The sequence below is a fragment of the Novipirellula galeiformis genome (assembly GCF_007860095.1).
In the GTDB taxonomy this organism is placed as follows: domain Bacteria; phylum Planctomycetota; class Planctomycetia; order Pirellulales; family Pirellulaceae; genus Novipirellula; species Novipirellula galeiformis.
The window spans coordinates 1,004,780-1,029,855 of sequence record NZ_SJPT01000001.1 but is presented as its reverse complement, the minus strand read 5'-3'; the positions used below and the strand labels follow the sequence as shown (position 1 = coordinate 1,029,855).

Below are 25,076 nucleotides of genomic sequence, written 5' to 3'. Positions count from 1 at the left end.
GAAGGTAACGCTTTCATCCCGCAAGGATTTTGTCGCAGCGCGCCGGTTGTTTTGAAAAGCGGATACCGGCAACCGATGCGGTATCATGAAGCTCAAGGGGAACGGATTCAAATTGGACCAAGTCGCCAAAAAACAGCTGGTCGATCGGCCATGGTTGCGCCACGCGGTAGGAGCAATCCAAGTCTTCGCGATCACCGCGGGAGCCCCCACAAAAACAGACAGCGAGCCCCACGATAAACACCGATGCTAAGATCCACATCATCTCGCTTTGCAAAGCCCCTCAAAATTGTGGGATCCTTGTATTATGGTATCACAGTGAAGCAGTGGATCGACCGGAAACAAAAATGGGGTAGCCACGGCGTCAACCGAACAGTGAAGCAGAAAACCGAAACGTTATTTCGGTACCGCACTTGAACGATTTCCAATGCGTTTCAGCCAAGGAACGCTATCGAGGAAACAAACATGGCGTCCCCTCTTTCGGATGCATCACGAAGCACGACACGTTCGTTGCTCGGACTCATCTCGATCCCAAATATTTTATCACTGGACGCTCCGCTGGTTGCAATCGGTTGGCAGTGGCTGATAGTCGTTGCCTTTCCCAATCCCGCCTCCGCCACCGCCGACGTCCCAGCGAACCATGCTTCGGTGATGCCCGCGTCCATCCCCAGCGGCTCGTTTCCGCACGCACCGGCCGTCGTGTTGTTCATTACCGTTTGGTTGATTTATATGGCCGACCGGTTGATGGATTGTCGGCGTATGGACTTCAGCCAAAAAGCACCGCTGCGTCATCGGTTTGCTAAACGCTGGTCCAAACTTTTGTGGCCTCTTTGGGGTGCGATGCTGATCACCGGCGGCCTCGTTGCGATCCTGTACGTGCATCGTGAACTGCTAGCGGCGGGCGCGATCTTGCTTGTGTTTGTATTGGCCTACAGCGGGGCAGTCCATTTTTGCCAGTCCTTACGAAACGCTCTGCCCAAAGAATTTATCGTCGGCTCGTTGTTCGCAATCGGCGTTAGTCTTCCTGTGCTGACCTCGCATCTAACGCTTTCGCTTGTCATCGCGATCGGCGTATTAGCGGCCCTATTTGTATTGAACTGTTTGTGCGTCGCCAAAGCTCAACGTGCAAGTGATCGCCAACAAGGAATCGGATCGGCAATCTTGATGTACCCCGGTTTGGCGACACGTTTGCCTTGGTTTGCCAGTATGTTAGCGGCAGCCTCGGCGGGTCTGGGTGCTGGCGGATGGATCCCCGTCTCGATTGCCACCACCACCTCGCTTAGCAGCATGATGTTGATTCCAATTGCATGGTCGATGGATCACGAAACCGGCGGAATGACTGCATCACAGTGGGGGCAACTTGCCGACTATGCACTGCTATCGCCATTCTTGGCCATGGCAATCGCAACATGAACGACCGATGCCGGGCCGGCTACAACAGACTCGCCAAGCATTACGAGTGGTTAGAGAAACTGCGCTTCGGCAACACTCTGCAGCATGCCCGTGTTTCGTGCATCCCCGAGCTTGCCAACGCACACTCAGCCCCGCACGTTCTGGTGCTCGGTGATGGCGATGGTCGATTGCTTGAAGCATTTATAAAACACTGTCCCACCGCACAAATCACGAGCGTCGACATCAGCCCCGTGATGATCGAGCAGCAACGCAAACGCTTTGCCGCGTTGTCTCGGAGCGGATTAGCGAGCAAGCACAGCGAACATGCAGTGACGTGGATCACGTCGCCGATCGAGTCGTTTCCGTTGCCGACGTCGACGTTTGATACCGTGATCACCGCCTTCTTTCTGGATTGTTTTGATGAACGTCAACTCAATGAACTGTTGCCGCGAATCGCGAATGCATTGAACAGGCAAGCTCGTTGGTACGTGGTCGATTTTTGTGAGCCCAAACGAGGACTCCGGCGATGGTGGGCGAAGTTTTGGCTCGCCATCATGCACGCGTTTTTTCGTTGGCAAACCGGACTGGGACCACGTCGCATTGTCGATCCCAGCCCTCCACTTCACTCTCTCGGATTTGAACCTCAGCTAGAAAAACGGTTCCACTTTGAAATGATTCGAGCCACGGTGTATCAGCGTCAAACGGAGAGCCCAAATCCGTAACGCATTCCACGGTGCGCTCGATGCAAGGCTACTTTAGCAGCGCTGCGGTGGTGGTTTCATCCGCCATTCCGCCTGGCAATTCCATGATGCGAATTTTCCGAAAGTGAATTTCGCGACCTTCGGACTCCAAACAGAGGTAGCCCTTTTTTAACGATGCGTTTCGGATTCCGTTGACGAACTTGCCATTCACCGAAAGCTTCACCGTCCCATCGACGGCGACGACGAGATAGTGATTCCATTGGCCAACCCCTTTACAACGATTTTCGAGCGACTTGCTACGACTGCCGCGTGGATTATCGGGAACCGCGGTCATCCCGCCGGCACCGAATAATTCTCCGTGCACGTAGGCGATCGGCGGCAGCGTTCCATCAGCGCGTTTGTTCTGGTTCACCCAATCAAGTTCAAGCATCTGGACTTCCATGCCGAGCGGCAATCGATTCTTGGGATTGGGCGTCGCGTCGGACCACAGGAACACTCCCGAGTTTCCGCCTGCTTCCATGTGGCGCCACTCGACTTCGAGAATGAAGTTTTCATATTGACGGTCCGAACGCATGACGCCGATCGGCAAGCCCGTACAAACAAGCAATCCGTCCTTCACACTCCACGTCTCCGGCGATGTGTTGACATCGATCCAGCCTGACAAATCTTTGCCGTTAAAGAGGTCGCGGAATTGGGGCTCTTGCGAATGGACCGGGGTACTAAAAAATGCCGCCAGCATCAGCAGGGTGGTCATCAACGAAAATACATTTCTCATAGGTTTTTGTTTGTGTACCAGAGAGGGAGGGAAGGGGGGGGGGAAGATGGACAAAGCCGAAATCGAGTGTGATTGTAGTCCAAGCGGAGCGTTTGCGTCGCAGCGTCATGCCCCCCAACAAACGAGCTGAGTCCCCTCATCGCTGCCCCCGACTGCGTCAAATTGGCTACCAAGGCCATTGCATCGCTATTTTTTAGCGTGTTTCATCCGGTTCCTCCAAGCGAAGCTCGCAGCGGCGAATTACAATTTTGTCACCAATCCACCACAACCATCCCATCCCTCACCTTCCCGCCCAAGGCTAGAAGACATCATGTCAAACCGCTCCATTGCACCAAGCCGTCGTCAATTCATGCAAGCATCGATGGCTGCGGTCGCGGCCACCACCTTGGTCAATGACCGCTTGTTTGCTGCCGACGCTGCGGAGGCACCCTTCAAAATTTCACTTGCCGAATGGTCGCTGCATCGCACCTTGCGCGATGCATCCAAGGGAATCACCAATCTCGACTTCCCGCGAATTACGAAAGAAGAGTTTGGGATTGATGGCGTGGAGTACGTCAACCAATTCTTCAAGGACAAAGCCAAGGACAGCAAGTATCTCGGTGAACTCAAAGGTCGCTGTAACGATGTCGGCGTGAAGAGTCTGTTGATCATGGTCGATGGCGAAGGACACTTGGGCGACCCCAACGAAGACAAACGCAAACAGGCGGTCGAGAACCATTACCAATGGGTCGAAGCGGCTAAGTTCTTGGGATGCCACTCGATCCGCGTCAACGCCGCCAGCGGTGGATCGTACACGGAACAACTTGATCGTGCCGCCGATGGACTTCGCCAACTCAGCGAGTTTGCCGCACCGCACGACATCAACGTGATCGTGGAAAACCACGGTGGTTTGAGCAGCAACGCCGCTTGGTTGGCCGTCGTGATTGAACGAGTCGGCATGGACAATTGTGGAACGCTGCCCGATTTTGGAAACTTCTACATCACTCGCGGCGAAAACCCCGATGTATTCAACCGTTACCACGGCGTTCAAGCGTTGATGCCGTACGCCAAAGCGGTCAGTGCAAAGACGCATGAATTTGATGATCAAGGCAACGAAACCGCGACCGACTACGAACGGATGATGAAGATCGTCGTCGCGCACGGCTACCACGGCTACGTGGGAATCGAATTCGAAGGCTCCGGCGACGAGTACGTCGGCATCCGCAAGAGCAAAGCGTTGCTTGAGAAGGTTGCCAAGAAGATCGGCTAGAGCCGCAGCGGCGGCAAGGCGTCGAGAGCCCCCTGACCAAGCGTGGCGGAGTTTGCCGCGCGACATGCACCATAACTCGCTCCTGGGAAACCCTCCTGGGAACGAGTTTTTTTGTGGGCCACGTGAAGGCTTACGCGTTTTGGTAATCGCTAAGCGCTGACATCGAATCCTTCAGTTGGCCATACAAATCGCAATAGATCGAGAACAATTTATTGTAATTCGCAACCGCCTTGCGATCCGGTTTCGTTTCTTCGGCGACCTTAATTGTGGCACGACACGCCGACTCGATCGACCGATAGGCGCCATCGCCCACGGCCGCCAACAACGCGACTCCGAACGCGGGCCCCTGCTCGACTTCCAAACGCGTGATCTTTTTGCCAAAGACATCGGCTTGCATTTGACGCCAAAACGGACTCTTGCTGCCGCCTCCGGAGGCTCGAATTTGTCGCACTGGTACATCGAGCGACTCGATGATTTGAAGACTATCGCGCAGCGCGAATGTAATCCCTTCCATCACACTGCGTGTCATGTGGCCGCGTGTGTGGGTCAAATTCATACCAACAAAACTTCCCCGTGCATGGGGATCCGCGTGCGGTGTTCGCTCGCCATTGAGGTAAGGCAAAAAGAGCATGCCGTCACTTCCGGCCGCAATCGCTTGAGCTTCCGCCGTAGCCGCCTGGAAACGCTGAGCGTTGTCGATTCCCGCCAAGCCTTGCAGCACCGAGTCAACCCACCACTGCAGCGCCCCACCGCTAGTAAGATTCACCCCCATCATGTGCCATTTTCCGCGGACCGCATGACAAAACGTATGCAACCGACCGGCGACATCATATTGGGGTTGGTCGCTGTGCACGAACATCACCCCACTGGTCCCAATCGATGTGCTGAGCACGCCTTGCTTGACGACGCCATTGCCGACCGCGCCTGCGGCACAGTCGCCTGCGCCGCCGACGACCTTACAAGCGGTCGTCAATCCCAGTTGGGCCGCCACCTCGGTTGTGAGCGTCCCGGTGACTTCGTCACTCTCCACCACGCGGGGAAGCAGGTCAGCATCGAGGTCCAGTTTGCCCAATAGTTTTTTGGACCAACCGCGACGCACCACATCCAACAACAACGTGCCGCTCGCGTCACTCACCTCGGTCACAAGCTCGCCCGTCAATCGCCGGCGAATCTCATCCTTGGGAAGCAGCACTTTGGCAAGCTTGTCAAAGTTTCTCTTTTCGTGGTTACGAAGCCAGAGAATCTTCGGCGCCTGGAACCCCGTCAATGCGGGATTGGCGACCATTTTGATCAATGCCTTGCGACCGCCCGCCGCCGCAGTGATTTCGTCGCACTCCGCAGCGGTGCGTTGGTCGTTCCACAATAACGCGGGACGGATCACGTTGTGGTGCTTGTCTAGAAAGACCGAGCCGTGCATTTGGCCGCTCAAACCAATTGCCTTGACCTCGCTTGGCTTTCGCTTGCTCGACGCCATCACCGCACGAACGGTTTGAATCGTTGCTTGCCACCAATTTTCGGGATCTTGTTCAGTCCACCCTGCCCGAGGCTGGTTCAGCGGATATTCCGCATTGGCTTCGGCAACAATCGTCCCATCGGATTGAATCAACAGCGTCTTCGTGCCGCTCGTTCCAATGTCAATTCCGAGATAGTAGCTCATGCGGGTTCCAACAACGAAAAAAGAATCAAAAACGGTCACGAACAGCCTGATACTATAGTACGTATACGGCGATAGCCAAACGACAGCCCCGTCGGCTACAACGGATGGCAAATCCTTCGGACCATTACTCAAAGTTTAACGCCGTGGCTGAATCTCGACACACGCTCCGACTCAATCGACGCCAACTACTGGCGACCGCAACCGGGGCGACACTGACGCTAGCGGGATGCTCACGACCGTCCGCCGAGAAGCCGCTGACCACGAAGTCCCGCACCGACATCCCCCTCCGCATCACCATGGTGGGAAGCGACGAAGAGGCGGAGGTGATCTCGCGGTCGTGGTCCTCGATCCACGAACAACCGTTGACGATCACGACGATTCAAGCCAACCGGGCAGGCGGCGATCCTGGGACAAACGTCGCGCAAGGCCAAGCGGATCGCTTGATCGACCGCTTGATCGAGCAGACTCACCAAAGTGACTTGGTTATCTATCCGCTGTGGGCGGTCCCCGAATTGGTCGCTGCGGAAGCCATCATCCCCATCAGCGATGAACAATTCAAAGAAATGGAAACCCAAACGGGTGACCTTTATTCAGCGGTGCGCAACGGGGCGGCCCGTTACGCCGGTGAATTTTTCGCGATGCCATTGGGAGCGAACCAACCCGCCCTGTTGAGCACCGATGAGGTTCCCGTCATGGAATCGTGGGAGGATTACGACCGCTGGGTTGCCGACGACCTCAAAGGGAACGCCAACGAGCCGCTCGCGGCGGGTTGGGCAGCGACGATGTTCCTGTGGCGAGCCGCGTCAACGCTTTCCCAAGGCTGGCTGTTCACTCGCGATGATTTCCAACCGACGCTGAACACCGAACCGTACGTCGATGTGCTGCAACAGATGGCAAAAACCGCAGCACGCTATTCACCAAAACGACAAACCCCCACTCAGATCTGGACCTCGATCCAAAATGGACAGCAAAGGGGCGGGATTGGTTTCGCCGCAACGAACAACGCCAGTGACGTGGAGGTGAACGTTAGTAACTTGCCCGGAGCGGATGACAACAAACGCATCTTCTTGGATCCCTATTCGACACTGGTTTCACTCTCCGCAACGTGTCGCCAAAGTGCGGTGTCCAAACGATGGATGGACTGGATCGCAGGGGGCGAAGGAAGCGACGCGATTCGACGCCAGGTGTCCGGGGCAACCTCCATCCGAACTCCCCATCAATCCGAGTTGTCGTCCGAACCGGTTCGCCAAAGTGGCTATGCAGCGTGGTTGACCGAGCGGCTACAAACCCCCGTCACCTTGCCATCGCTGCAACTCTTCGACGCGGACGCTTATTATGCAGCCTTGGACACTGCGATTGGCAAGACAATCGATGGAAAACTCGATGCCCAAGCGGCACTTGACCAAGTTGCCCAACAATGGGAAGTGATTACCACGCGGATTGGCCGTCAAAAACAATTATCCGCATGGGGACGAGCGCAAGGTCTGCGCGCTTAATCTCGCGGGGGAGACCTAATCTCGCGGGGGAGAGAGATCGCCGTGGGGATTGAGCTCCGACGAATCGACAATGCGATCGGCCTACCACGTAGGCTAAGCCGCTGCCCGCGTCGCACGCCGCGCCGCAAACTCAGTCAGTTGGACCGCATGCGGGGTGACTTGCTCGAGACCCTCGCGAGCTGCAATGGCAAGCGATGATGCAGCGAATTGCGTCAGAACTCCGACCTTCCCGGCACTGTTTGCATGCAGCTGCTCCACCGCGCGTGGATGGAATAACGCGTCGCGTCCTCCAACTCGCATGATCGATTGTGCAATGAAATCCCGGGTATCGTCGAGCGTGAAACGGTCCAACGCTACCGTGCGACACGGCTGCCGCACCTGCATGGACAAACGAGTCACTCGGACGTCATGGGCGGCGACCACGATCGAAAAGCAATTGCAATGCGACAACGATTTCAAGACCTTCCACACCGCCTCGCTCAGCCCGTCGGCCAACCAAACGGTATGGATTTGTTGTCGTGCATCGAATTCCATTGCCCGCTCGATCTCACCACAATCGATTTTGCGTCTGCCGGTTACCGATTCGTGATCGATTCCCAAACCGCGTGCGAGCTGGGAAACGATCGATGCAACCGTCGCCTCACGCGTCCCGTGGGTCATCACAAATTGAGTCGCAAGATCCCCCACACCGGCATTGGTGGCGAGGTGGCTCAACAATGTGGTCGTGCCACATTGCGGCTCGCTTGGGATAAGGACGCCTCGCGTTCGCGTCGCGAGGCACTCGGTGAGTTTGGCCAGACAGGATTTCTGTGGCGTCCCGGCGAAAAACCAAGGGTCCGGGTCGCCTGAAAATGGCAAGTCCGAGAGACGCCAATATTCGCGAACGTCGGTCATGGCGCAAGATCCTTTTCGATTGGCGGACGCTCGTTGGGAGAGAGACGAAAAAGCTCGCTGCAGGCACTTCACGAACCTGCATGAACCTCACGAAAACGACACCACCGAAGACGTCGATTGCCTTTGGGTGTATCATCGGCACTGCATTCATCGATCCTGCAGCATCCCTGGGATGCTGTCCCGCGTATTCCGCCGGTCCCCCACGCACACAATGACTCGTCGTTATTACTGTCCTAACCTGCCCCTCAAAGGCGGCAAAGTTGCACTCCTCGATACCGAGGCCCAGCATGCGATCCGCGTGATGCGAGCCAACGCGGGCGATGGTATCACCCTCTTTGATGGTCAAGGCAACGAAGCCGATGCGACCATCGACGCGGTCACACGGCGTGAGTGTTTTTGCAGCGCCAATCCCAGCACGCGTCCCAACCGTGAATCGACGACGTCGCTTCACCTCGGCATTGCCCTTCCCAAACCTGATCGCTGTCGCGAACTCATCGAACGATTGACGGAAATTGGAGTCCGAACCGTCACTCCGGTTGTCGCCGCGCGAACGCAGCGGGAACCCTCCGCGGCGTTGCTAGAAAAACTGAGACGGACGGTCATCGAAGCGTGCAAACAATCCGGACGCAACCGCTTAATGACGATCCAAGCCCCGGTCACCACCGCTACCTTTGTTGCCGAACCAGCGGTGCCCTCGGAAACTCGCTGGATCGCCCACCCCAACGACGAGTGCGAGGACGTGCTGCGGTCTCCGCCTGCGTCCCGCCCAGACGAGGAGACCAAATCGTACCTCGTTGCGGTGGGTCCCGAAGGCGGATGGACCGACGACGAGGTGGCGTTGGCGTCACAGCACGGCTTTCAATGTCTGCCGCTGGGAAATCGAATTTATCGAATCGAAACCGCTGCGGTCGTGATCGCCGCCCGCCTGTTATAACCGAGGGGGATCGAGGGGTCCGATGCGAATTGCGTTTGTCATTACCGAACTGAATCCCGGCGGCGCCGAACGGTGTTTGACCGAGATCGCGATTGGCATGGCCGACAACACCAACGAGGTGCGGGTGTATAGTTTGGGCTCGCCCCCGATTCCGCACAAAGCAATGTTCGTGGACCGGCTTTCCTCGCATGGAATCTCGGTCACGTTTCTGAACCTCGATTCCGCCTGGCATTTTTTGCAGGCCCGCCGCGAATTACGAAAGTTGCTCAGGGCGTTCCAACCCGCGCTGGTGCAAACATTCTTGTTTCACGCAAACGTGATCGGAACGCTGGCTGCGAAAGACGCCGGAGTCGACATTTGCGTGGGTGGAATCCGAGTGGCCCAGACCCATCGCATCCGCAACCAAGTCGAACGACGTGTGGTAAAAAAGATGCAGCGTGTCGTTTGTGTCAGCGAGCAAGTGCAGGCCTTTTCACACCGCTGTCTTGGCACCGAGGCTCCGCAAACCTGCGTGATTCCCAATGGCGTCGATGTGCCGCAATTCTCGAGCGCCCTTCCGATCGCGTGGCACACACTCGATTGGGACGACGAAAGCATGGTGACGCTGTTCGTTGGCCGCATGCACCCCCAGAAAGGACTAGAGTTAATCCAAGAACAAATTGACCTCCTCGCACCGCCGGGATCCAATCGCCGCGTGTTGTTGATTGGCGAGGGCCCCTTGGAGAGCAAGATCGACCATTGGACTCGACAAGTGGGGCTGGACCGCGTGAAACGCTTACCTTGGCGAGCCAACATCGGGGCTTGGATGAGGGCGTCGCGTGTGCTCGTGCTGCCCAGTCATTACGAGGGCATGCCGAATGTCGTACTCGAAGCCATGGCGGCGGGGTTGCCCGTCGTGTGTAGCAACGTCGAAGGATCAAGCGAATTGTTAGCCCATTGCCCCGATGACCAATTGTTCGAATCGGGCGATTCCGACGCGATGGCGAGGCAAGTCAAGCGATTTTTGGACGACGCGGCGTTGAGCCGTGACCGAGGCCAGCGGAACCAGTCGCGAGCGAGAACCGATTTCTCGATTCCCACGATGGTTGATCGCTACCGCACGCTCTATCGCGATTTGATTTCGCGGCCCAACTAACTCCGATTCGCTAACTCCGACTCGATTGCGACATCCCGCCTGAGCAAGGCGGCTCCAACGCACCGGCCCGGTCAACGCAACAGCCCGGTCAACGCAACGTCGCCTTCGGTTCGCATTGCGTTAGAGCGATTGGGGATGTGGCAACTTCGTACGATTGACCTTCGGCACCTCGTACTGAGTTTGCCGAACCTTGGGGAACGGGCGAACTCGCACTTCATCTTCGCTAAAGGGATCCGACAAGCTGTCGAACAACGAGCCCCCGTCTGTTTTCGGCTGGGCCGGAGCAGGGCGAGTTTCTTGCGGAGCGCTGCGAGGGGCGTCCGCCGGTGGTACCGGAATTCCACGTTGCTCGGGCGATACGCCCGGTCCAATCGATTCCACTTGCCGCGGCGCGGGAGAGACAGGCAACGAACCTGCGCGTCCCGTTCTCGGTCGACTTTCCGGAGGGGTGGAACGAATCATCGGTTCACTCATCTGCATCGGCGAGTGTGGCGTGATTATCCGCGGCTCGCTCATGCGTTGTGGGGGCATCCGTGGTTCACCTATCTCCGCAGCCGACATCGGCAAGGGAGCCCCGTAAGACTCATGCTCGTCGCTGGGATACGGCGCGTCGATAGGATGTTCGCCGTAGAGGAACGTATCGCTGGGTGCCGCGTCGCAGCCACCATCGCAACCGAGATCGTCACAGCCACCTGCGGTTCGGCATTTGTCCAAGCCGAGCATTTTTTCGATTCCGCCAGCAAAGGCATCCAAGGAGCGATAGATCGGCCCATGTTTAGGCGGACAACCGTGGGCAGCTCGCCCGACGTTCAGCAGCGGGAGGGCGATTCCGCCATCCTTGTGAATCGCGGATTTGCAACCGCAATCGGCGGCTTGAACCGCCGTGGAGGGTGTCGCGAGGGTTGCGGCCAGTGCTCCGGCGAAGACGAATCGAGCCGTCGACTTCAACGTGCGGGATCGACGTGACGAAACGACATTTTTATGGGATTTCATTGGGAGCCTCTATCCATGGGATCGTGTTGCCATCAGATATCGTCTCCACAGAACCGGAATGACCAACAGAATCCGAACTAGCGGTAAACTCACCCCAGTTTACCGTCCCCTGTCAGCGGAAGACTCCTCTCTCAACTCCTTGCAGACAACCAAGCGTTCGATCGCTAAACTGTGTGGACCGTTAGTTTTGCATCTTTTTAAGTCCACATTGCTAGAGAATCCTGCTGTGAATTTCGATCCATTCGGCGCTCGCGATCAATTTGACACCGGCCACGGAACAGCGACGATTTACCGCCTCAGCAAGCTCGAAGAAGCTGGGTTAGGCGAAATCAGCCGCTTGCCCTTTTCAATCCGAGTCTTGCTCGAGGCCGTTTTACGAAACTGCGACGACTTTTTGGTCACACAACAGGACGTCAAGAACTTGGCCGCTTGGAAGGCTTCGGCGCCAGCCAAACAAGAAGTGCCCTTCAAGCCGTATCGCGTTGTCCTGCAAGACTTTACGGGAGTTCCCGCGATCGTCGACCTAGCCGCGATGCGTTCGGCGATGGAGCGAATCGGGGGGGATCCCAACAAGATCAACCCGTTGATCCCCGTCGATCTCGTGATTGACCACTCGGTGCAAGTCGACTTTTTCGGAACCGACGGGGCCCTTGCCCAGAACGTGGAGCGTGAGTTCGAGCGGAACCTTGAACGCTACGAATTTTTACGTTGGGGTCAAAAAGCATTTGATAATTTCCGCGTCGTCCCTCCCAACGTGGGGATCGTCCACCAAGTCAACCTCGAATACTTGGCCAGCGTGGTCGCGATTAAAGAAACCGAGGCGGGGCCCGTCGCGATGCCCGACACGCTCGTCGGCACCGATAGCCACACCACGATGATCAATGGTCTCGGCGTGTTGGGTTGGGGCGTCGGCGGCATCGAAGCGGAAGCCAACATGCTCGGCCAACCCCTCTACATGTTGATGCCCGAAGTGATCGGATTCGAGCTCACCGGAGCCCTACCGCAAGGCGCGACCGCGACCGACATGGTTCTGCGCGTCGTCGAAATTTTGCGAGAAGAAGGGGTCGTCGGAAAATTCGTCGAGTTCTTTGGAACCGGGATGAACAAGATGAGCGTTGCGGACCGCGCGACGATCGCGAACATGGCTCCGGAATATGGCGCGACGATGGGCTTCTTCCCCGTCGACCAAGTGACGCTCGATTACATGCGTCAAACCGGTCGCACCGAGCAACAAATCGACTTGGTCGAAAGCTACTGCAAAGAACAGGGTTTGTTCCGTACCGATGACGGCCCCGAGCTTACCTACACTAAAAAATTGTCGCTTGATCTCGGCACCGTTGAGCCGAGTTTGGCAGGTCCGAAACGACCGCAAGATCGCATCACGCTGAAGGACATGAAAAAGGCCTTCAATCAATCGTTGACGGCCCCGGTTGGCAAGACCGGATTTGGCTTGAACTCGGATGCACTCGATCGAACCGGAACCGTGCAAAACAATGGCGCCTCCACGGAGATCGGCCACGGTGCGGTCGTGATCGCAGCGATCACCTCGTGCACCAACACCAGCAACCCCTCGGTGATGATCGGGGCTGGATTGTTGGCCAAGAAAGCGGCCGAGCGTGGTTTGAAAGTCCCCGCCCACGTGAAGACGAGCCTGGCACCGGGATCACGCGTGGTGACGGAATACTTGAACAAAGCGAATCTGACCGAGAGCCTGAAAACACTCGGGTTCCACACCGTGGGCTACGGCTGCACGACCTGTATCGGCAACAGCGGTCCGCTCCCAGAACCAGTCGCCAATGCGATCAAATCCGGCGACCTGATCGCCTCGGCCGTCTTGAGCGGCAACCGCAACTTCGAAGGTCGCGTCAACCCGTTGACCAAGGCCAACTACTTGGCCAGCCCTCCGTTGGTCGTTGCCTACGCCCTCGCCGGAACGACCGATATCGATCTCGTCACCGAGCCGATTGGCAAGGACAACGACGGTAACGATGTGTTCTTGAAAGACATTTGGCCTAGCAGCGAAGAGATTCGCGAGACGATCGCCACCTCGATCGATCCAACGATGTTTACCGAACAATACGAATCGTCGGTGAGCGGCAACGATCTATGGAACGCAATTGAAGTCTCCGGAGGTGCGTTGTACCCCTGGAACGAAATGAGCACCTACATTCATCATCCTCCGTTCCTCGATTCGGTGACCGGCGAAGCGGTTCCTGAGATCGCTCCGATCAAGGGAGCTCGCGTTTTAGCATTGCTGGGTGATTCGGTCACGACCGACCACATTTCTCCCGCCGGTGCAATCGCCTCGGATGGCCCCGCCGGAAAGTACTTGAAGGAATCGGGCGTCGATGTCCGCGACTTCAACAGCTTCGGTTCACGCCGTGGAAACGATCGCGTGATGGTTCGTGGCACGTTTGCTAACATTCGCATTCGCAACCAAATGGCACCGGGAACCGAAGGCGGCGTCACTCGCTACTTGCCCGATGGCGATGTGATGAGCATCTACGACGCTTCGATGAAGTACCAAGCCGCCGGCGTCCCGTTGGTTGTCTTGGCGGGTGCCGAGTACGGTACCGGAAGCAGCCGCGACTGGGCAGCCAAGGGAACCATGCTGCTTGGCGTTAAAGCGGTGATCGCGGCCAGCTACGAGCGGATCCATCGCAGCAACCTCGTCGGAATGGGCGTTTTACCGCTCGAATTCGCCGACGGTGCGACATGGCAATCCTTGGGGTTGACCGGCGAAGAAACCTTTGCCATCCCCGATCTATCCGACAGCGTCGAACCACGCTCGACGATCACCGTGCACGCCACCGACGTCAACAACAACACCAAGACGTTCCCTTGTGTTGTGCGAATCGACACCCCGGTAGAGCTTCAGTATTACCGCAATTCGGGAATCCTGCCGACCGTGCTTCGCAACCTTTCCAAGTAAAGGGAAGGCCGTCACGGCGGCCTCCGTTTCAAGCGTCTAAGCCCAAACCGCTCGGTGGTCTCCCACCGAGCGGTTTTCATTTCGAAGCCGATGCTTCGAGGGATTCCCCGCTCAGCATGTTGGCGGCGGAGGACGTTGGATCCTATCCCACTCGATGACGCGGTGAACCTAGCGTGGGGGAAGGGTCGCGACGGTTAATAAAAAATCCCCCAGCTTGTTCATCATCTCACGCAACGCCACGATCCCTAAGGGCTTGGTGATGTAAGCGTTTGCCGACGCTTGATAACACTGCTTCACGTCGTTGGGCTCCTCCGAAGCAGAGCACACGATTACGAATAAATGGGCCAACGAAGCATCGCTACGGATCGCTTGCAACACATCGCGTCCGCTCATCTTCGGCAAATGCAGATCCAACAAGACGACATGCGGCATCTCCGCATCCTCGTACCCGCGTTCGCGGCGCAGCAAACTCAGTGCATCTTCTCCATTGGCGACGCGCACCATCGAATGCGCGAAGTCACACGAACGCAATGCACGTTGAAAAACTTCCGCTTCAAACTCGGCGTCTTCAATCAACAAAATCCGTAGACTCTTCGTCTCATCCATCATTGGTTCGTTTCAAATACGCGCCGTTACTTTAAAATTTGAAAACAAAACTGGCTCCCTTCCTGAGCAGCCGCTTGCACCCAAATGCCGCCACCATGCCGTTGGACGATTCGTTTGCAAAGTGCCAAACCGATGCCGGTGCCTTCGATGTTCCCGCCATCGTGAAGACGACGAAAAACTTGAAAGACTTCGGTATAAAATTTGGCATCGATCCCGACGCCATTGTCTTCGACCGTAAACAACCAATGTTCGGATTGCTCCGTTGCGGAGATCGTAATCACCGGATTGCGGTCGGCCGCTTTGTACTTGATCGCGTTCCCGATCAAATTTTGCATCAATTGACATAAACGCGATTCGATCCCACGAACGACCGGCAAGGCTTCACAACGAATGACCGCTCCGGTTTCAGCAATCGCCACTTCCAAACGACGAATGGCTTCCTCCACGACCTCCTGAAAATCAACCTCGCTGAAAAACGCCTCATCACGACTGACGCGCGAATACTGAAGCAAATCATCGATCAACTTCTTCATCCGTTTCGCTGCCGCGACTTGCAGTCGCAGGAACCGTCTGCCTTCGTCCCCTAAGACTTCGCCAAAGTCTTCCTCGATGAACTCGGCATAGTTGGAAATCGCACGCAACGGTTGCTGAAGATCATGGGAGGCCACATAGGCAAACTGCTCCAATTCTTCGTTACTCTCATCGAGCAACTCCTTTTGATCCCGCAATTCCTGTTCGGCATGCAAACGCACGATCAAAATCGAGACGACATAGGCTAATTGACGAAACACCGCTTGATCACCCGGATCAAAGTCTGCCTCCTCTTTGTCGGAAAGCCAAATCGCGCCGAGCGTCCGTTCGTCACCATCATAAAGCGCGCACGCCAACAAACCACGCAGCCCAGGACGATGCGGCGTCCGCTGTACCAATGCCGCCCCCAGCGGATGCGTTTGCAGTTGCTGCGGGGTCAACAGCACCCCCTCGTGATCCAGGTTGCGAAAAAGTTCACACGAAGCGATGTCGTCGGGAACCGGGCTTGCAGCCTGCGGTCGTTTCCATTGCTCTGGCGCCGTGGACGGCACGGCTTCCGAGGGCATGGCGTCTTGATACTTCGACGAATACGAGCGTCCATGCACTTCGAGTTTTTGGTTGAGCGAATGGCACAAATCGATGCCCGCAATCTCAGCTCCCAACAAACGCCGAGCCTGCTTGCAAACCGTCGTACAGAGTTCTTCCAACGATGTGATCTTCAGCGTGGACTCGAGCGTTTGCAGCATCACTTCGCTAAGATGCAATTCCTTGCTGAGTCGTTGCTCGTGCTGCTTCTGGTCCGTTACATCGAGATGAACTCCGAGCAACCGAGTCGGTTGCCCCGCAGTATCGCGGTACACTTTCCCGCGAGCCAAGATCCAGCGAAACTCGCCGGACGCATGCCTCATGCGAAAGGAAGACTCGTATTCAATGCGTGGACTGGCGAACAGATCTTGGACCCGCTGGATCGCTCCCGGCAAATCGTCGAGATGGACTCGTGATTCCCAATCAACGTATTGCGACAACGTGCCAGGAACTTCGCCAAGTTGCCGATGCCATTGGTCCGAATAAAAGACTTCGTCGGTACCAAGATCCCAATCCCAAAGCCCCACGTTGCCACCGTTGAGGGCGTGATTCAAACGCGACTGAACGCGGTGTAACTTGGCTCGCTCGATGGTTCGTTCGGTCAGTTCACGGAACACGCCCACGAACCCTTCGCCGCTACTCAACTTAACCGAGGTCAACGAAATCTCGCAGGCGAATTCGTCGCCATCGGCGCGGCGACAAAGCCAATCAAAGCGATGGTTTTCCTTTTGTCGAAGCAACGCTTCGATCCGCAAACGCTTTTCTCGTAACGACGATCCTTCGGTTTGATAGTCGCATAAAAACTCGTCGGGTTGGCGACCGACCAGCGATTCCGTGTCGGGCATTCGCAGCATTGCCGCTGCAGCCTCGTTGCTCTCCAAGATCCCTTGTGAGTTAAACAGGATGACTGCATCCCAAGACCGTTCAAACAAGATCTTACGCAGCAACGACTCCGACAGCAGTTCACTCATTTAACGCATCGCCTCGGAATACTTTTCGATCTGTTCGTGCAGATGCCATTGCCCAGGATCATCCAGCAAACACCCGGTCTCGATCTGTAACGCTTCGGGCACCCGGTCGGAGAGGAACAAAATTTCCGCCAACGTATCTCGATAAATGGCACTGTCGGGTTCAAAATAGACCGCTTGTTCCGCCAAGGCTGCAGCTCCCTCGAGCTCGCGTTTGTTCATCGCCGCGACCCAAGCGAGGTTGTTGGTCTTGGTTGCATCAAAGGGATAATCGGCGACGTAGGCACGACCGGATGCCCACACGCGATTAAAGGCCGCATCGGCGATCGCATCCATTCCCTTTTCTCGCATCTTGGGGATCAACCGCTCAGCCACGTCAATGTCCAACGGATCCAAACGTTCGATCCGATCGAGATGCCGTTGCACTTGTTCGGCATCGCCGTTTTCGATCGCCCCTTCGAGCAACCAACGACGCACATAGACCGGCAACGAAATGTAGGCCACCGCACGAAAATAGGTCGTTTCCAATGTGCCTCCCACCGCTAAATCAAACCAACGGGCCGCCTCGATCGGATCCGATTCACGAACGATGGCGGCGTAATGACGCGCGACATCGTACAACTCGGTTGTCCCGGCCGATCCAAACGCGGTCATCGGCAACAGCGTTCGATAACCCTCCAACGCAATCGATCTCTCGCCCCGTTCGCCCAGATACTCGAGCAACACGCTGCGCAATTCCGTGGACGGTGAACATAAGAGCAAGCGTATTTGACGCTCCAACTGCTCAGCGAGCTGCGAATCCCCTTGACGACGAGCCAAATTCCATTGCCCCACCGTGGCTTTGACGGCGTAGTTAAGTTGAACCGGATTTTGTCGAAGATAGCGAATGGCGGTCGACGAATGAGTCGAACTCGAAGTCGCGGAAACCATGTTCCAAATGCGTTCAAATCCTGAGGCGGCACTCTCGCCGCGGCCAAAATCAAGCTCACGCTCGGCCATGGAAAATGTCGCTCCGATGTCCCCCTGGGCGGCCAGCGTCGCCAACACTTCCGATGCAATCTCCACTTGCCCCAACCGCGAAAAGAACGATGCGACTTGGAGATTCAAGCGTCGTGGCACCGTGCGACGCACCAACGCACGCCGGCCCGAGGGCGGCGGGGAAGCAAGCGATTCATAGAAGGTTCGAAACCGGCTTGCCTCTTCAAATTCCACAGGAATTTCGCCTCGGCATAAATCAAACAGAATCGAAACACGTCGATCCATTGCCACCGTTGGCATCAGTTCCGAGAGCGATTCGAGCATCATTTCCCAGGTCTTCGCATCCATTTCCGAGAGCGACACAATCAGCAGCCTCTCAGTCTCGGTGGGGAGTGAGCTTTCACCGGGACGCACCGCCAAGCGAGCCAGCCACTCCTGACGATTCGTCGTCAACAATGTGATCAGCACGCTGTCGCGCGCCCGTTGGCTGCCCACCACCACATCGGAATCGGAAAGCTCGCGGGCGATCGTCCATGCGGGCTGTTCCCGGCCGACCGACAACAAACAACGCATCAGCGACAATAAACGATTCAATTTCGGAGCGACCCGAGGAATCGTGCCCACCGTTTTCGCCTCCAACGTATCCTGCTTCTGCTCTTCGATCGCCTCAGCGATCCAGGTCATCAGTTCGGAATCCACATCCTCGTAAGGGTATCCCAACATCTCAAACGCAAGGTCGGTTCGAGAGGCTGCGATCGCGACGATCGACGCGGAATCCGAACGCGAGCGTTTTACGTCATCGTAGGCATCTTCCATTTGCTTCAAGATCGCGAGCGCTTCGTCCACAAATCCATGACTGGCCAAGCACTTCCAACGCATGTCCACCGAGACGTCACCGGCCGTGACCGGCATCGAGACCAAATCATCGACGGCCATCTTTTCAATGGCATCATCCCCCGCGCGATCGGCCGCCACCAAAGCTTGGCACCACAATCGACTGCGCTCCGCAGAATCGGGAGCAGCAAGCCCTGCGGCAACGGACGTTTCGCGGGCGATCGATTGCCAATCGCCCTGAAGCATCTGGCAAACGCGGAGCAGTGCATGATTGCCATAGGCACGCGCCCGCTCGCTCGCTTCGGGCAATCGGCCCAGCACCCCAAGCACGACGACCTCCGTTTCCTGGCGCAGCAACTCCGTCCAATCTTCCGCCGCTCGAGGCAGCAACGAATCATCGTCAAACTCGACCCCCAGCTCTTGCATCAATTGGATCCGACAAACTGCCATTTCTTTCGAGTCCGCGACCAAATCGACCAAACGCAACAGATCGATCAACCCGCCCTCTTGATCCGCACGCCGCACGTAGACTGGAAAACGCCGCGTCAATGCCGCCGCCAATCGCTGATGCAACAACGTCCGTTGAGCGGTCCCGGCCGATTCCTCGACCGCGACAACCACCGCTGAAAACTGGCCCATTTCAAGCAGTTCTTCCAGCACCGAAGGGTCGTCATTTTGCTGTAGCAATCGTGCCAATTCAGGAGGCGTCTCCGGCAAAGAACCGCGTCGCCATTGACGCAAAATCCAACTCGCACGCTCGGCCACTTCGGGGTCCGGATGACGCGCGGCATCCTGAACCGCTTGGCGTGACGTTTCGCGTAACCGCCACATTTGCATCGTGGCCTGTTGCCGACGCGAGTAATCGTCCGCAGACAATTGCTCCGCAGAACTCGCCGCGGCTGGAGAAGGGGTTTCCGCAGCGGTCGAGATGCCACCATCACGGGGCCCCGCCTGCAATGCACTAGGAAACAAGCAACCAACCAGCGCTAGGCTTAGCAGATAAATGCATCCCGCGGACCACCGTCGACGCCGGTCCCCAAACTCCCACTCGAATCGACTCAGCTCAGCTCCATCCGCATCGTGGAGCGAGCAAGTCCTAGTTCGGTACATCAACGATTGACAGCCGTTTTTGCCAGCCATGAAGATTGAGATCAATTTCAAAGGAAAGAAGGAGTCCAAGTCGCGACACCGAATGAACCGTTCACGCTAGAATTTTAACAGAGCGAACATGCCCTCGATCTGTATTTTACGTGTTTTTGCCTGAATCAAAGGTTTTCGTCACCCTGTTGGCGCGCCGCTGTTTTCGTATCCTGTTGTGGGGAGCGAATTCACCCAACGCAATGCCAACACCACAGCAATGTCACCGCAACGCCACGGAGCTCTCGAGTGACGCATGGCTTCGCATCCCGCTCCCGTCTCTCGCCTTGCCCACCTCCCTCATTTTAAAGTGAATCTTACAATGCGAAAGCTTTCTCTGTTCTGTCATCATTGGGTGGCCGCGTCCCTGTTTTCACTGGGGCTCGCCGGCATCGGATTGATGAACCTTGCCATGGAAACCACCTGCATGGCCGAAGAACTGTGGCCACAATGGCGAGGAGGTTCCCAAAATGGCGTCGCCGCCGGCGAGCACTTCCCCACCCAGTGGAGCGAAACGTCCGGCGTGGATTGGAAAGTCAAACTGCCTGGTTTGGGTGGCAGCACTCCAGTCATCGTCGGGTCCAGCGCCTTTTTGACTTACGGATCCGCAGAACACAATCATCTTGCCGCCCTCGATCTGAACACAGGCGAAACCCGATGGAGCGTCGCTTTGGGAGCCGATCGCGGCGGCAAACATCGAAAGGGTAGCGGCAGCAATCCATCGCCCGTCACCGATGGCAAACATGTCTACGCCTATTACCGCAGTGGCGACTTGGCCTGTGTTGATCTGCAAGGCAACGTAAAGTGGCAACTCAACCTGCAAGATAAATTTGGCGAAGACACATTGTGGTGGGACCTGGGAACATCCCCGCTGCTGACCGAGCAAGCGGTGGTTGTTGCCGTCATGCAAAGCGGGCCAAGCTACCTGGTCGCCTTTGACAAAACATCCGGTGACAAGCTTTGGCAATCCGATCGCGCGCTCGATGCCCCCGAAGAATCGGCCCAGAGTTACACCACGCCGCTAAATGTCACCGTCGACGGCAAGCCGATGATCGCCGTCATGGGCGCCGATCACTTGACGCTCCACACACGCGACAACGGTAAACAAGTCGGCGTGCTTGGAGGATTTAATCCTGACGCCGAAAAATACTTTCGCTCAATCTCCTCGCCTGTGGCTGCTGGCGAAATCATCGTTTGTCCCTACGCACGCGGAGCCACATTGACCGGTGTGAATATGCGATTGCTTGCCGAAGGCAAGGAGGCGACCGTTTGGTTCCGCGACGATATCGGCAGCGACGTCCCCACGCCGGCCGCCCTCGGCAACAACGTCTATGTCGTGGGGGATGGGAAATCCGATCGCGGCCAAATCAGTTGCCTCGATATCCAAACAGGCAAAACCAAATGGCAAGTCCAGCTTCCCAAGTCGCGTCATGGCTTTACCAGCTCGCCCCTCGTCGCGGGTAACCATTTGTACGTTACTCAAGAGGACGCAGTGACATTTGTGATCGGCCCCTTGGATGCGGAGGAACCCTCGCTCGTCGCCACCAACGAACTCGATGACAACACTCCCTTCACCGTCGCCAGCCCCGTTCCCGTAGGCGATTCACTCTTGATCCGCACTCGCGAACACCTGTATCGCGTCTCCGCTGCGAAAGCCAAGTAACGAGTAACGAGTAACGAGTAACGAGTAACGAGTAACGAGTAACGAGTAACGAGTAACGAGTAACGCGAACTCCAACGTGGAAGGCATCGCAATGGCGCTGCCTCACTCACGCGACGACGAACCTCGCAAACGAAAAACGCCCCGTGGAAACAATTCCACGGGGCGTTTTTTTATTGAATTCAACAAGCGTCGTAGCCCACGCCGGAGCCCACGCCGGAGCCCAACCGAGCTAAGGAAGCGAAACCACTTCGCGACCGCCGCGTGTCGACAAACCTCGCCATAATTCCAGATCGATCGAATCGCTCACAAAGCGGATGGAACCATCCATCAAACTGGTGTTCACGCCGCCAGGATGATAACTCCGCGAAGTCACCGCGGCGTACGTCTTGGGGAGCGGAGCGGCCCCGGTTTTCCCTTCGCGGAAATTGGTAAAGTCAGCGTCGTACTCAACGCCGCTCTCGATGCAAAGCACTTTCTTGTTCGGCGTGAACGTCGTGGTGAAACCGCTTTGATGAACGCGTCCGTCGACCCATTCGGTGTGTCCGGTATCGGCCTTGAACGATCCGCCCAGTGCACAAACTTCCGCAGGCAGATTTGGAAGGGTCAAATTGCCGGCTTGTCCCGCGTCACGATAGTAAGGGGTCCACGCTTTGACCTCTGAAAACGCCAACGTGTTACTGAGTCCATCCAAACAATCGCGGAACTTCAAATACCGGCCTGCAGCAAAGGTCCCGTCGCCAACCGTACCGCTATTGGCATCGTAGGTGAACCAAACGCCGCCGTTATAGCCGTAGCTCAATGGGTAGTGTTCGGGACCACCACTGCCGAGACGCTGGGTGTCCTTGACTTCGCTGGGGCACAAATAGGTTGGCACGCGAAAGCTGGAGATGGGAATCGCGACCCCGTCAACTTCGATCGTCGCGGCACCGTAACCGGCTCCGTAATCAATCTCCGAGCCGAGCGCAACCGCCTCGAGATAAGGCAAGATCCGAGCTTGTGCAGACCATCCATCCCCCGTCATCCCAGGCTTGGACCAAGCCGCAGGTAGCGATTGGGTGGACGATTCATAGTTGTGAACCGCCAATCCGATCTGCTTCAAGTTATTGCTACAGCTCATCCGACGGGCCGCTTCACGAGCCGCCTGGACCGCCGGCAACAATAACCCCACCAGAACGCCGATGATCGCGATGACCACCAGTAATTCCACCAGCGTGAAACCAATACGATGACGTGAATCCTTGCCCATTCTTATCTCTCCAAAATCAGGGGTTTCACTCGCTGGAAACCCCAGGCTTGCTATTGAGAATCACTTGCAACAAGAAGAAATTTAGTCATTGGATTGATTATTCGCAACACGCAAAGCGAAAAAGATTTCACAAAATGGCCGACCGAAAACGGCCCAAAGAGTGAACCAGAAGCCCCCCCACCCCACCCCACACACGCGGAAGCAAATCGATGAGCGGCGCAGCGAAGCCCCAATCGTCCCGAAGCCAAGGACGCGGCCACCCCCTCACTTAGCGGGGAGCGAGTTTTGCCAACCAAACGCCGCTTTAACGTCCACCATCGGCAGCCGCAGATCCAAGACAATGCGCCCCGTCAACAGCCAGCCCGTCACCGGCCAGCGTGCACGAAGACGTTTTTCTGCAGCGTTTGAGCTTAATGCTACGAAGTGGACTTCCGCCAATAATCGATCGCGATCCGGTTCGACGGAAACGCCATTTGATCGAAAAGCTCCGAATCGTTTTCGACGTAGCGGTACTCGGTTAACTCGGTTTCCTGAAGTGCGATCTCGTTTTCGTTACTGACTTGGCAAACGAAGAACAGATCGATCACCGAAACGACAATCCCGCCGTAGCGGTAATCATTGGGATGTGACATTAAAAAGTCGTGGTGGGAAACCGTTAACTGGGTCTCCTCGAACACTTCCCTGGCAAGCGCCTGCTCCACCGTTTCACAGCGATCGACAAACCCGCCTGGCAAACCCCATTTTCCCTTTTCGGGGTTGCGTGCTCGTCGCACCAAGAGCAATTGACCTTGGTCGTTCGTCACGAGAGCCCCCACCGCTCCACAGGGGCCAAAAAAGTTTGCGAAGCCACATTGCTTGCAACGAAACGGCACGCTACCGAGATATGCATTGGGCGTCCCACAATTGGGGCAAAAATGGTGAGCATATTCGATCGCGACTTCGGCCATGAGATCTCGCTTTTCGGAAAGTTGGCAGCGTGGGTGAATCGACCGCAGGCGATTGCGCCGGACTCTGGCTTGCCGCTCCTACGCGAGTCACGCTCAATACGCAGGAGGCCACTTAAAGCTTATTCGGAACGAACGCAATGAATTCTGAACCAATTCTTTAGTGCACTGGAGGCTCATCAAACGTTCCCCCGGCGAATTGAGCCGCTCGCAAAATGCCACAACCTTCGAACGATCCGCTGAGATGCTCAAGGGCATCGAGCGATTCGATCGCTCCTAATCCAAGTGATTCGGCCAGCTCCATCCCAAGCTTGCTGTGGAACAGCACGCGGTACTCACAACGCACGCGCTCGATCGAGCGAGCCATCGCGATCGAGTCGTCCCAGATCGTGAAGCCATCATCGGATTGCCCTAGCGCGGCAATCGCGTCGTCTTCAGACTCCTCATTCTGGGAGTCCAAATCCCCAAAATCGCGTTCGCTGCTCAATCGCATCACCAATCGGTCGCTCGCGGGTTGCTCAATGTCGGACCAGATCACGATCGTGCCGCCTGGCGCGGCGTGCGTGGCCGCGACCGCGATCGCGCGTGAAAAATTCGCCCACGATTGCTGTTGCTTTGAACCCTCGATCGTCGCCACGACCAGCGGCGCCGGTGGGCATTCATCGTCTTCTTGACGAGGACGTTCAAACGAGGGGCGAATCCCATCGGGCGTACCTGCAAAGACGGCCCCCACCTCTCCATCGGAGTTCGCTGCGACCGCCAACATGATCTGCACGCCGAGCATCCATCCGACCTGGGACTCGTTCGAAGTTTGCGGTTTCGCCGCAGGGGAATGGAGTGTTTTTTGATGTCGTAAACGGGTGTTGGAATCGGCCAGCATCGGGTAGACGCCGCTCAGTGGATTTGCCCCCGCCGCATCCCAAGCACGGGCGGCTAAGACCGGCAAGACCAGGTCGGCATCGACAAGAAAGCGGCTCAAGTAAATCGGCTCGTCATCGACATCCACGCCTAGATAACGCAGCGAGTCGCGTTTTTGAGCATCATGACGAGTGACATGAGCGATCGTTTCGAACTCGCTTTGCAATTGCTGCAACAGCTCATCGCTCGTTTCGTCCCACAACACAATGTCGATCGCTTCACAATCGGCTTCTTCGATTGCTAACAACACGCCGCGAATCACCTCACCGACCTCTGGCACATTGGGATCCACCGCCAAAGCGATTCGCTCTCCGGGCAGGATCGCAGCGGTCAGCGGCGGAAAATCGATGGGGCCGCGAAGGGCATCGCGCGTCGCGCCCGCCACATCCGTAACGCGGCGATTAAAACCGCTTTCGTATTGCCAAATCTCGTTAGAAACGATTCGCTCAGCGACTGGGGCGGGATTGGTAGATTGATTCAATGCAGCGTTCTTTGCCAACGGGGAATAAGA

19 protein-coding genes are annotated in these 25,076 nt (G+C 56.6%); 8 read left to right on the top strand and 11 right to left on the bottom strand.

Annotated elements, in window-relative coordinates:
- Nucleotides 1-13: 13 nt before the first annotated feature.
- Entirely contained in the window at nucleotides 14-262 is a 249-nt protein-coding gene (locus tag Pla52o_RS03680; RefSeq protein WP_146593193.1) for a hypothetical protein, read from the bottom strand.
- Nucleotides 263-462: 200 nt separating this feature from the next.
- On the opposite strand from Pla52o_RS03680, the gene Pla52o_RS03675 reads away from it, so the two are divergent.
- Both Pla52o_RS03675 and Pla52o_RS03670 read left to right on the top strand, forming a co-directional pair.
- Entirely contained in the window at nucleotides 463-1,410 is a 948-nt protein-coding gene (locus Pla52o_RS03675; RefSeq protein WP_146593192.1) for a hypothetical protein, read from the top strand.
- Nucleotides 1,407-2,111, top strand: a complete 705-nt coding sequence (locus Pla52o_RS03670) for a class I SAM-dependent methyltransferase (protein ID WP_197168975.1) — start codon at nucleotides 1,407-1,409, stop codon at nucleotides 2,109-2,111. Before Pla52o_RS03675 ends, Pla52o_RS03670 begins: the two co-directional genes overlap by 4 nt.
- A gap of 28 nt (nucleotides 2,112-2,139) precedes the next feature.
- Here the strand turns inward: Pla52o_RS03670 and Pla52o_RS03665 are convergent, their stop codons facing one another.
- The gene (locus Pla52o_RS03665; RefSeq protein WP_146593190.1) at nucleotides 2,140-2,865 is read right to left on the bottom strand and encodes a 3-keto-disaccharide hydrolase; all 726 of its coding nucleotides are present in this window, start codon (nucleotides 2,863-2,865) and stop codon (nucleotides 2,140-2,142) included.
- Nucleotides 2,866-3,175: 310 nt separating this feature from the next.
- Here Pla52o_RS03665 and Pla52o_RS03660 point away from each other — a divergent pair, with 310 nt between their 5' ends.
- Nucleotides 3,176-4,114, top strand: coding sequence for a sugar phosphate isomerase/epimerase family protein (locus tag Pla52o_RS03660; protein WP_197168974.1), 939 nt, complete (start codon nucleotides 3,176-3,178; stop codon nucleotides 4,112-4,114).
- Between the two features lie 130 nt (nucleotides 4,115-4,244).
- Here Pla52o_RS03660 and xylB read toward each other — a convergent pair whose 3' ends face one another.
- Nucleotides 4,245-5,771, bottom strand: coding sequence for a xylulokinase (xylB, locus tag Pla52o_RS03655; RefSeq protein WP_146593189.1), 1,527 nt, complete (start codon nucleotides 5,769-5,771; stop codon nucleotides 4,245-4,247).
- Between the two features lie 143 nt (nucleotides 5,772-5,914).
- Here xylB and Pla52o_RS03650 point away from each other — a divergent pair, with 143 nt between their 5' ends.
- A complete protein-coding gene (locus Pla52o_RS03650; RefSeq protein ID WP_146593188.1) occupies nucleotides 5,915-7,267 on the top strand; it encodes a hypothetical protein in 1,353 nt (450 codons plus the stop codon).
- 93 nt (nucleotides 7,268-7,360) lie between these two features.
- Here the strand turns inward: Pla52o_RS03650 and Pla52o_RS03645 are convergent, their stop codons facing one another.
- On the bottom strand, nucleotides 7,361-8,161 hold the full coding sequence (locus Pla52o_RS03645) for a hypothetical protein (protein ID WP_146593187.1): 801 nt from the start codon (nucleotides 8,159-8,161) through the stop codon (nucleotides 7,361-7,363).
- A 211-nt stretch (nucleotides 8,162-8,372) separates the two neighbouring features.
- On the opposite strand from Pla52o_RS03645, the gene Pla52o_RS03640 reads away from it, so the two are divergent.
- On the top strand, nucleotides 8,373-9,095 hold the full coding sequence (locus tag Pla52o_RS03640; RefSeq protein ID WP_146593186.1) for an RsmE family RNA methyltransferase: 723 nt from the start codon (nucleotides 8,373-8,375) through the stop codon (nucleotides 9,093-9,095).
- Between the two features lie 22 nt (nucleotides 9,096-9,117).
- Entirely contained in the window at nucleotides 9,118-10,230 is a 1,113-nt protein-coding gene (locus tag Pla52o_RS03635; protein ID WP_146593185.1) for a glycosyltransferase, read from the top strand.
- 120 nt (nucleotides 10,231-10,350) lie between these two features.
- Here Pla52o_RS03635 and Pla52o_RS03630 read toward each other — a convergent pair whose 3' ends face one another.
- The gene (locus Pla52o_RS03630; protein WP_146593184.1) at nucleotides 10,351-11,223 is read right to left on the bottom strand and encodes a hypothetical protein; all 873 of its coding nucleotides are present in this window, start codon (nucleotides 11,221-11,223) and stop codon (nucleotides 10,351-10,353) included.
- Nucleotides 11,224-11,449: 226 nt separating this feature from the next.
- Between Pla52o_RS03630 and acnA the strand changes: the two genes are divergently transcribed.
- Complete coding sequence (acnA, locus tag Pla52o_RS03625; protein ID WP_146593183.1) at nucleotides 11,450-14,155, top strand: aconitate hydratase AcnA; 2,706 nt, start codon at nucleotides 11,450-11,452, stop codon at nucleotides 14,153-14,155.
- A gap of 168 nt (nucleotides 14,156-14,323) precedes the next feature.
- On the opposite strand, the gene Pla52o_RS03620 is transcribed toward acnA, so the two are convergent.
- From Pla52o_RS03620 to Pla52o_RS03610, 3 genes are read right to left on the bottom strand one after another with little or no spacing between them, the layout of a single operon-like run.
- Nucleotides 14,324-14,761 (bottom strand): response regulator, encoded by a 438-nt coding sequence (locus Pla52o_RS03620; protein ID WP_231612061.1) that lies wholly within the window; start codon nucleotides 14,759-14,761, stop codon nucleotides 14,324-14,326.
- A gap of 26 nt (nucleotides 14,762-14,787) precedes the next feature.
- On the bottom strand, nucleotides 14,788-16,848 hold the full coding sequence (locus Pla52o_RS03615) for a PAS domain-containing sensor histidine kinase (RefSeq protein ID WP_146593181.1): 2,061 nt from the start codon (nucleotides 16,846-16,848) through the stop codon (nucleotides 14,788-14,790).
- Nucleotides 16,849-19,629, bottom strand: a complete 2,781-nt coding sequence (locus Pla52o_RS03610; RefSeq protein WP_146593180.1) for a hypothetical protein — start codon at nucleotides 19,627-19,629, stop codon at nucleotides 16,849-16,851. It abuts the gene before it with no gap.
- A 487-nt stretch (nucleotides 19,630-20,116) separates the two neighbouring features.
- Between Pla52o_RS03610 and Pla52o_RS03605 the strand changes: the two genes are divergently transcribed.
- A complete protein-coding gene (locus tag Pla52o_RS03605; RefSeq protein WP_146593179.1) occupies nucleotides 20,117-21,457 on the top strand; it encodes an outer membrane protein assembly factor BamB family protein in 1,341 nt (446 codons plus the stop codon).
- A 229-nt stretch (nucleotides 21,458-21,686) separates the two neighbouring features.
- On the opposite strand, the gene Pla52o_RS03600 is transcribed toward Pla52o_RS03605, so the two are convergent.
- From Pla52o_RS03600 to Pla52o_RS03590, 3 genes are all read right to left on the bottom strand, one after another.
- Nucleotides 21,687-22,703 carry a DUF1559 domain-containing protein gene (locus tag Pla52o_RS03600; RefSeq protein ID WP_146593178.1) on the bottom strand — a complete coding sequence of 339 codons (1,017 nt, stop codon included), beginning with the start codon at nucleotides 22,701-22,703 and terminating at the stop codon, nucleotides 21,687-21,689.
- A gap of 416 nt (nucleotides 22,704-23,119) precedes the next feature.
- Nucleotides 23,120-23,650: an NUDIX hydrolase gene (locus Pla52o_RS03595; RefSeq protein ID WP_146593177.1), complete on the bottom strand. Its 531-nt coding sequence runs from the start codon at nucleotides 23,648-23,650 to the stop codon at nucleotides 23,120-23,122.
- 157 nt (nucleotides 23,651-23,807) lie between these two features.
- On the bottom strand, nucleotides 23,808-25,046 hold the full coding sequence (locus Pla52o_RS03590; protein WP_197168972.1) for a lactate racemase domain-containing protein: 1,239 nt from the start codon (nucleotides 25,044-25,046) through the stop codon (nucleotides 23,808-23,810).
- Nucleotides 25,047-25,076 lie beyond the last annotated feature (30 nt).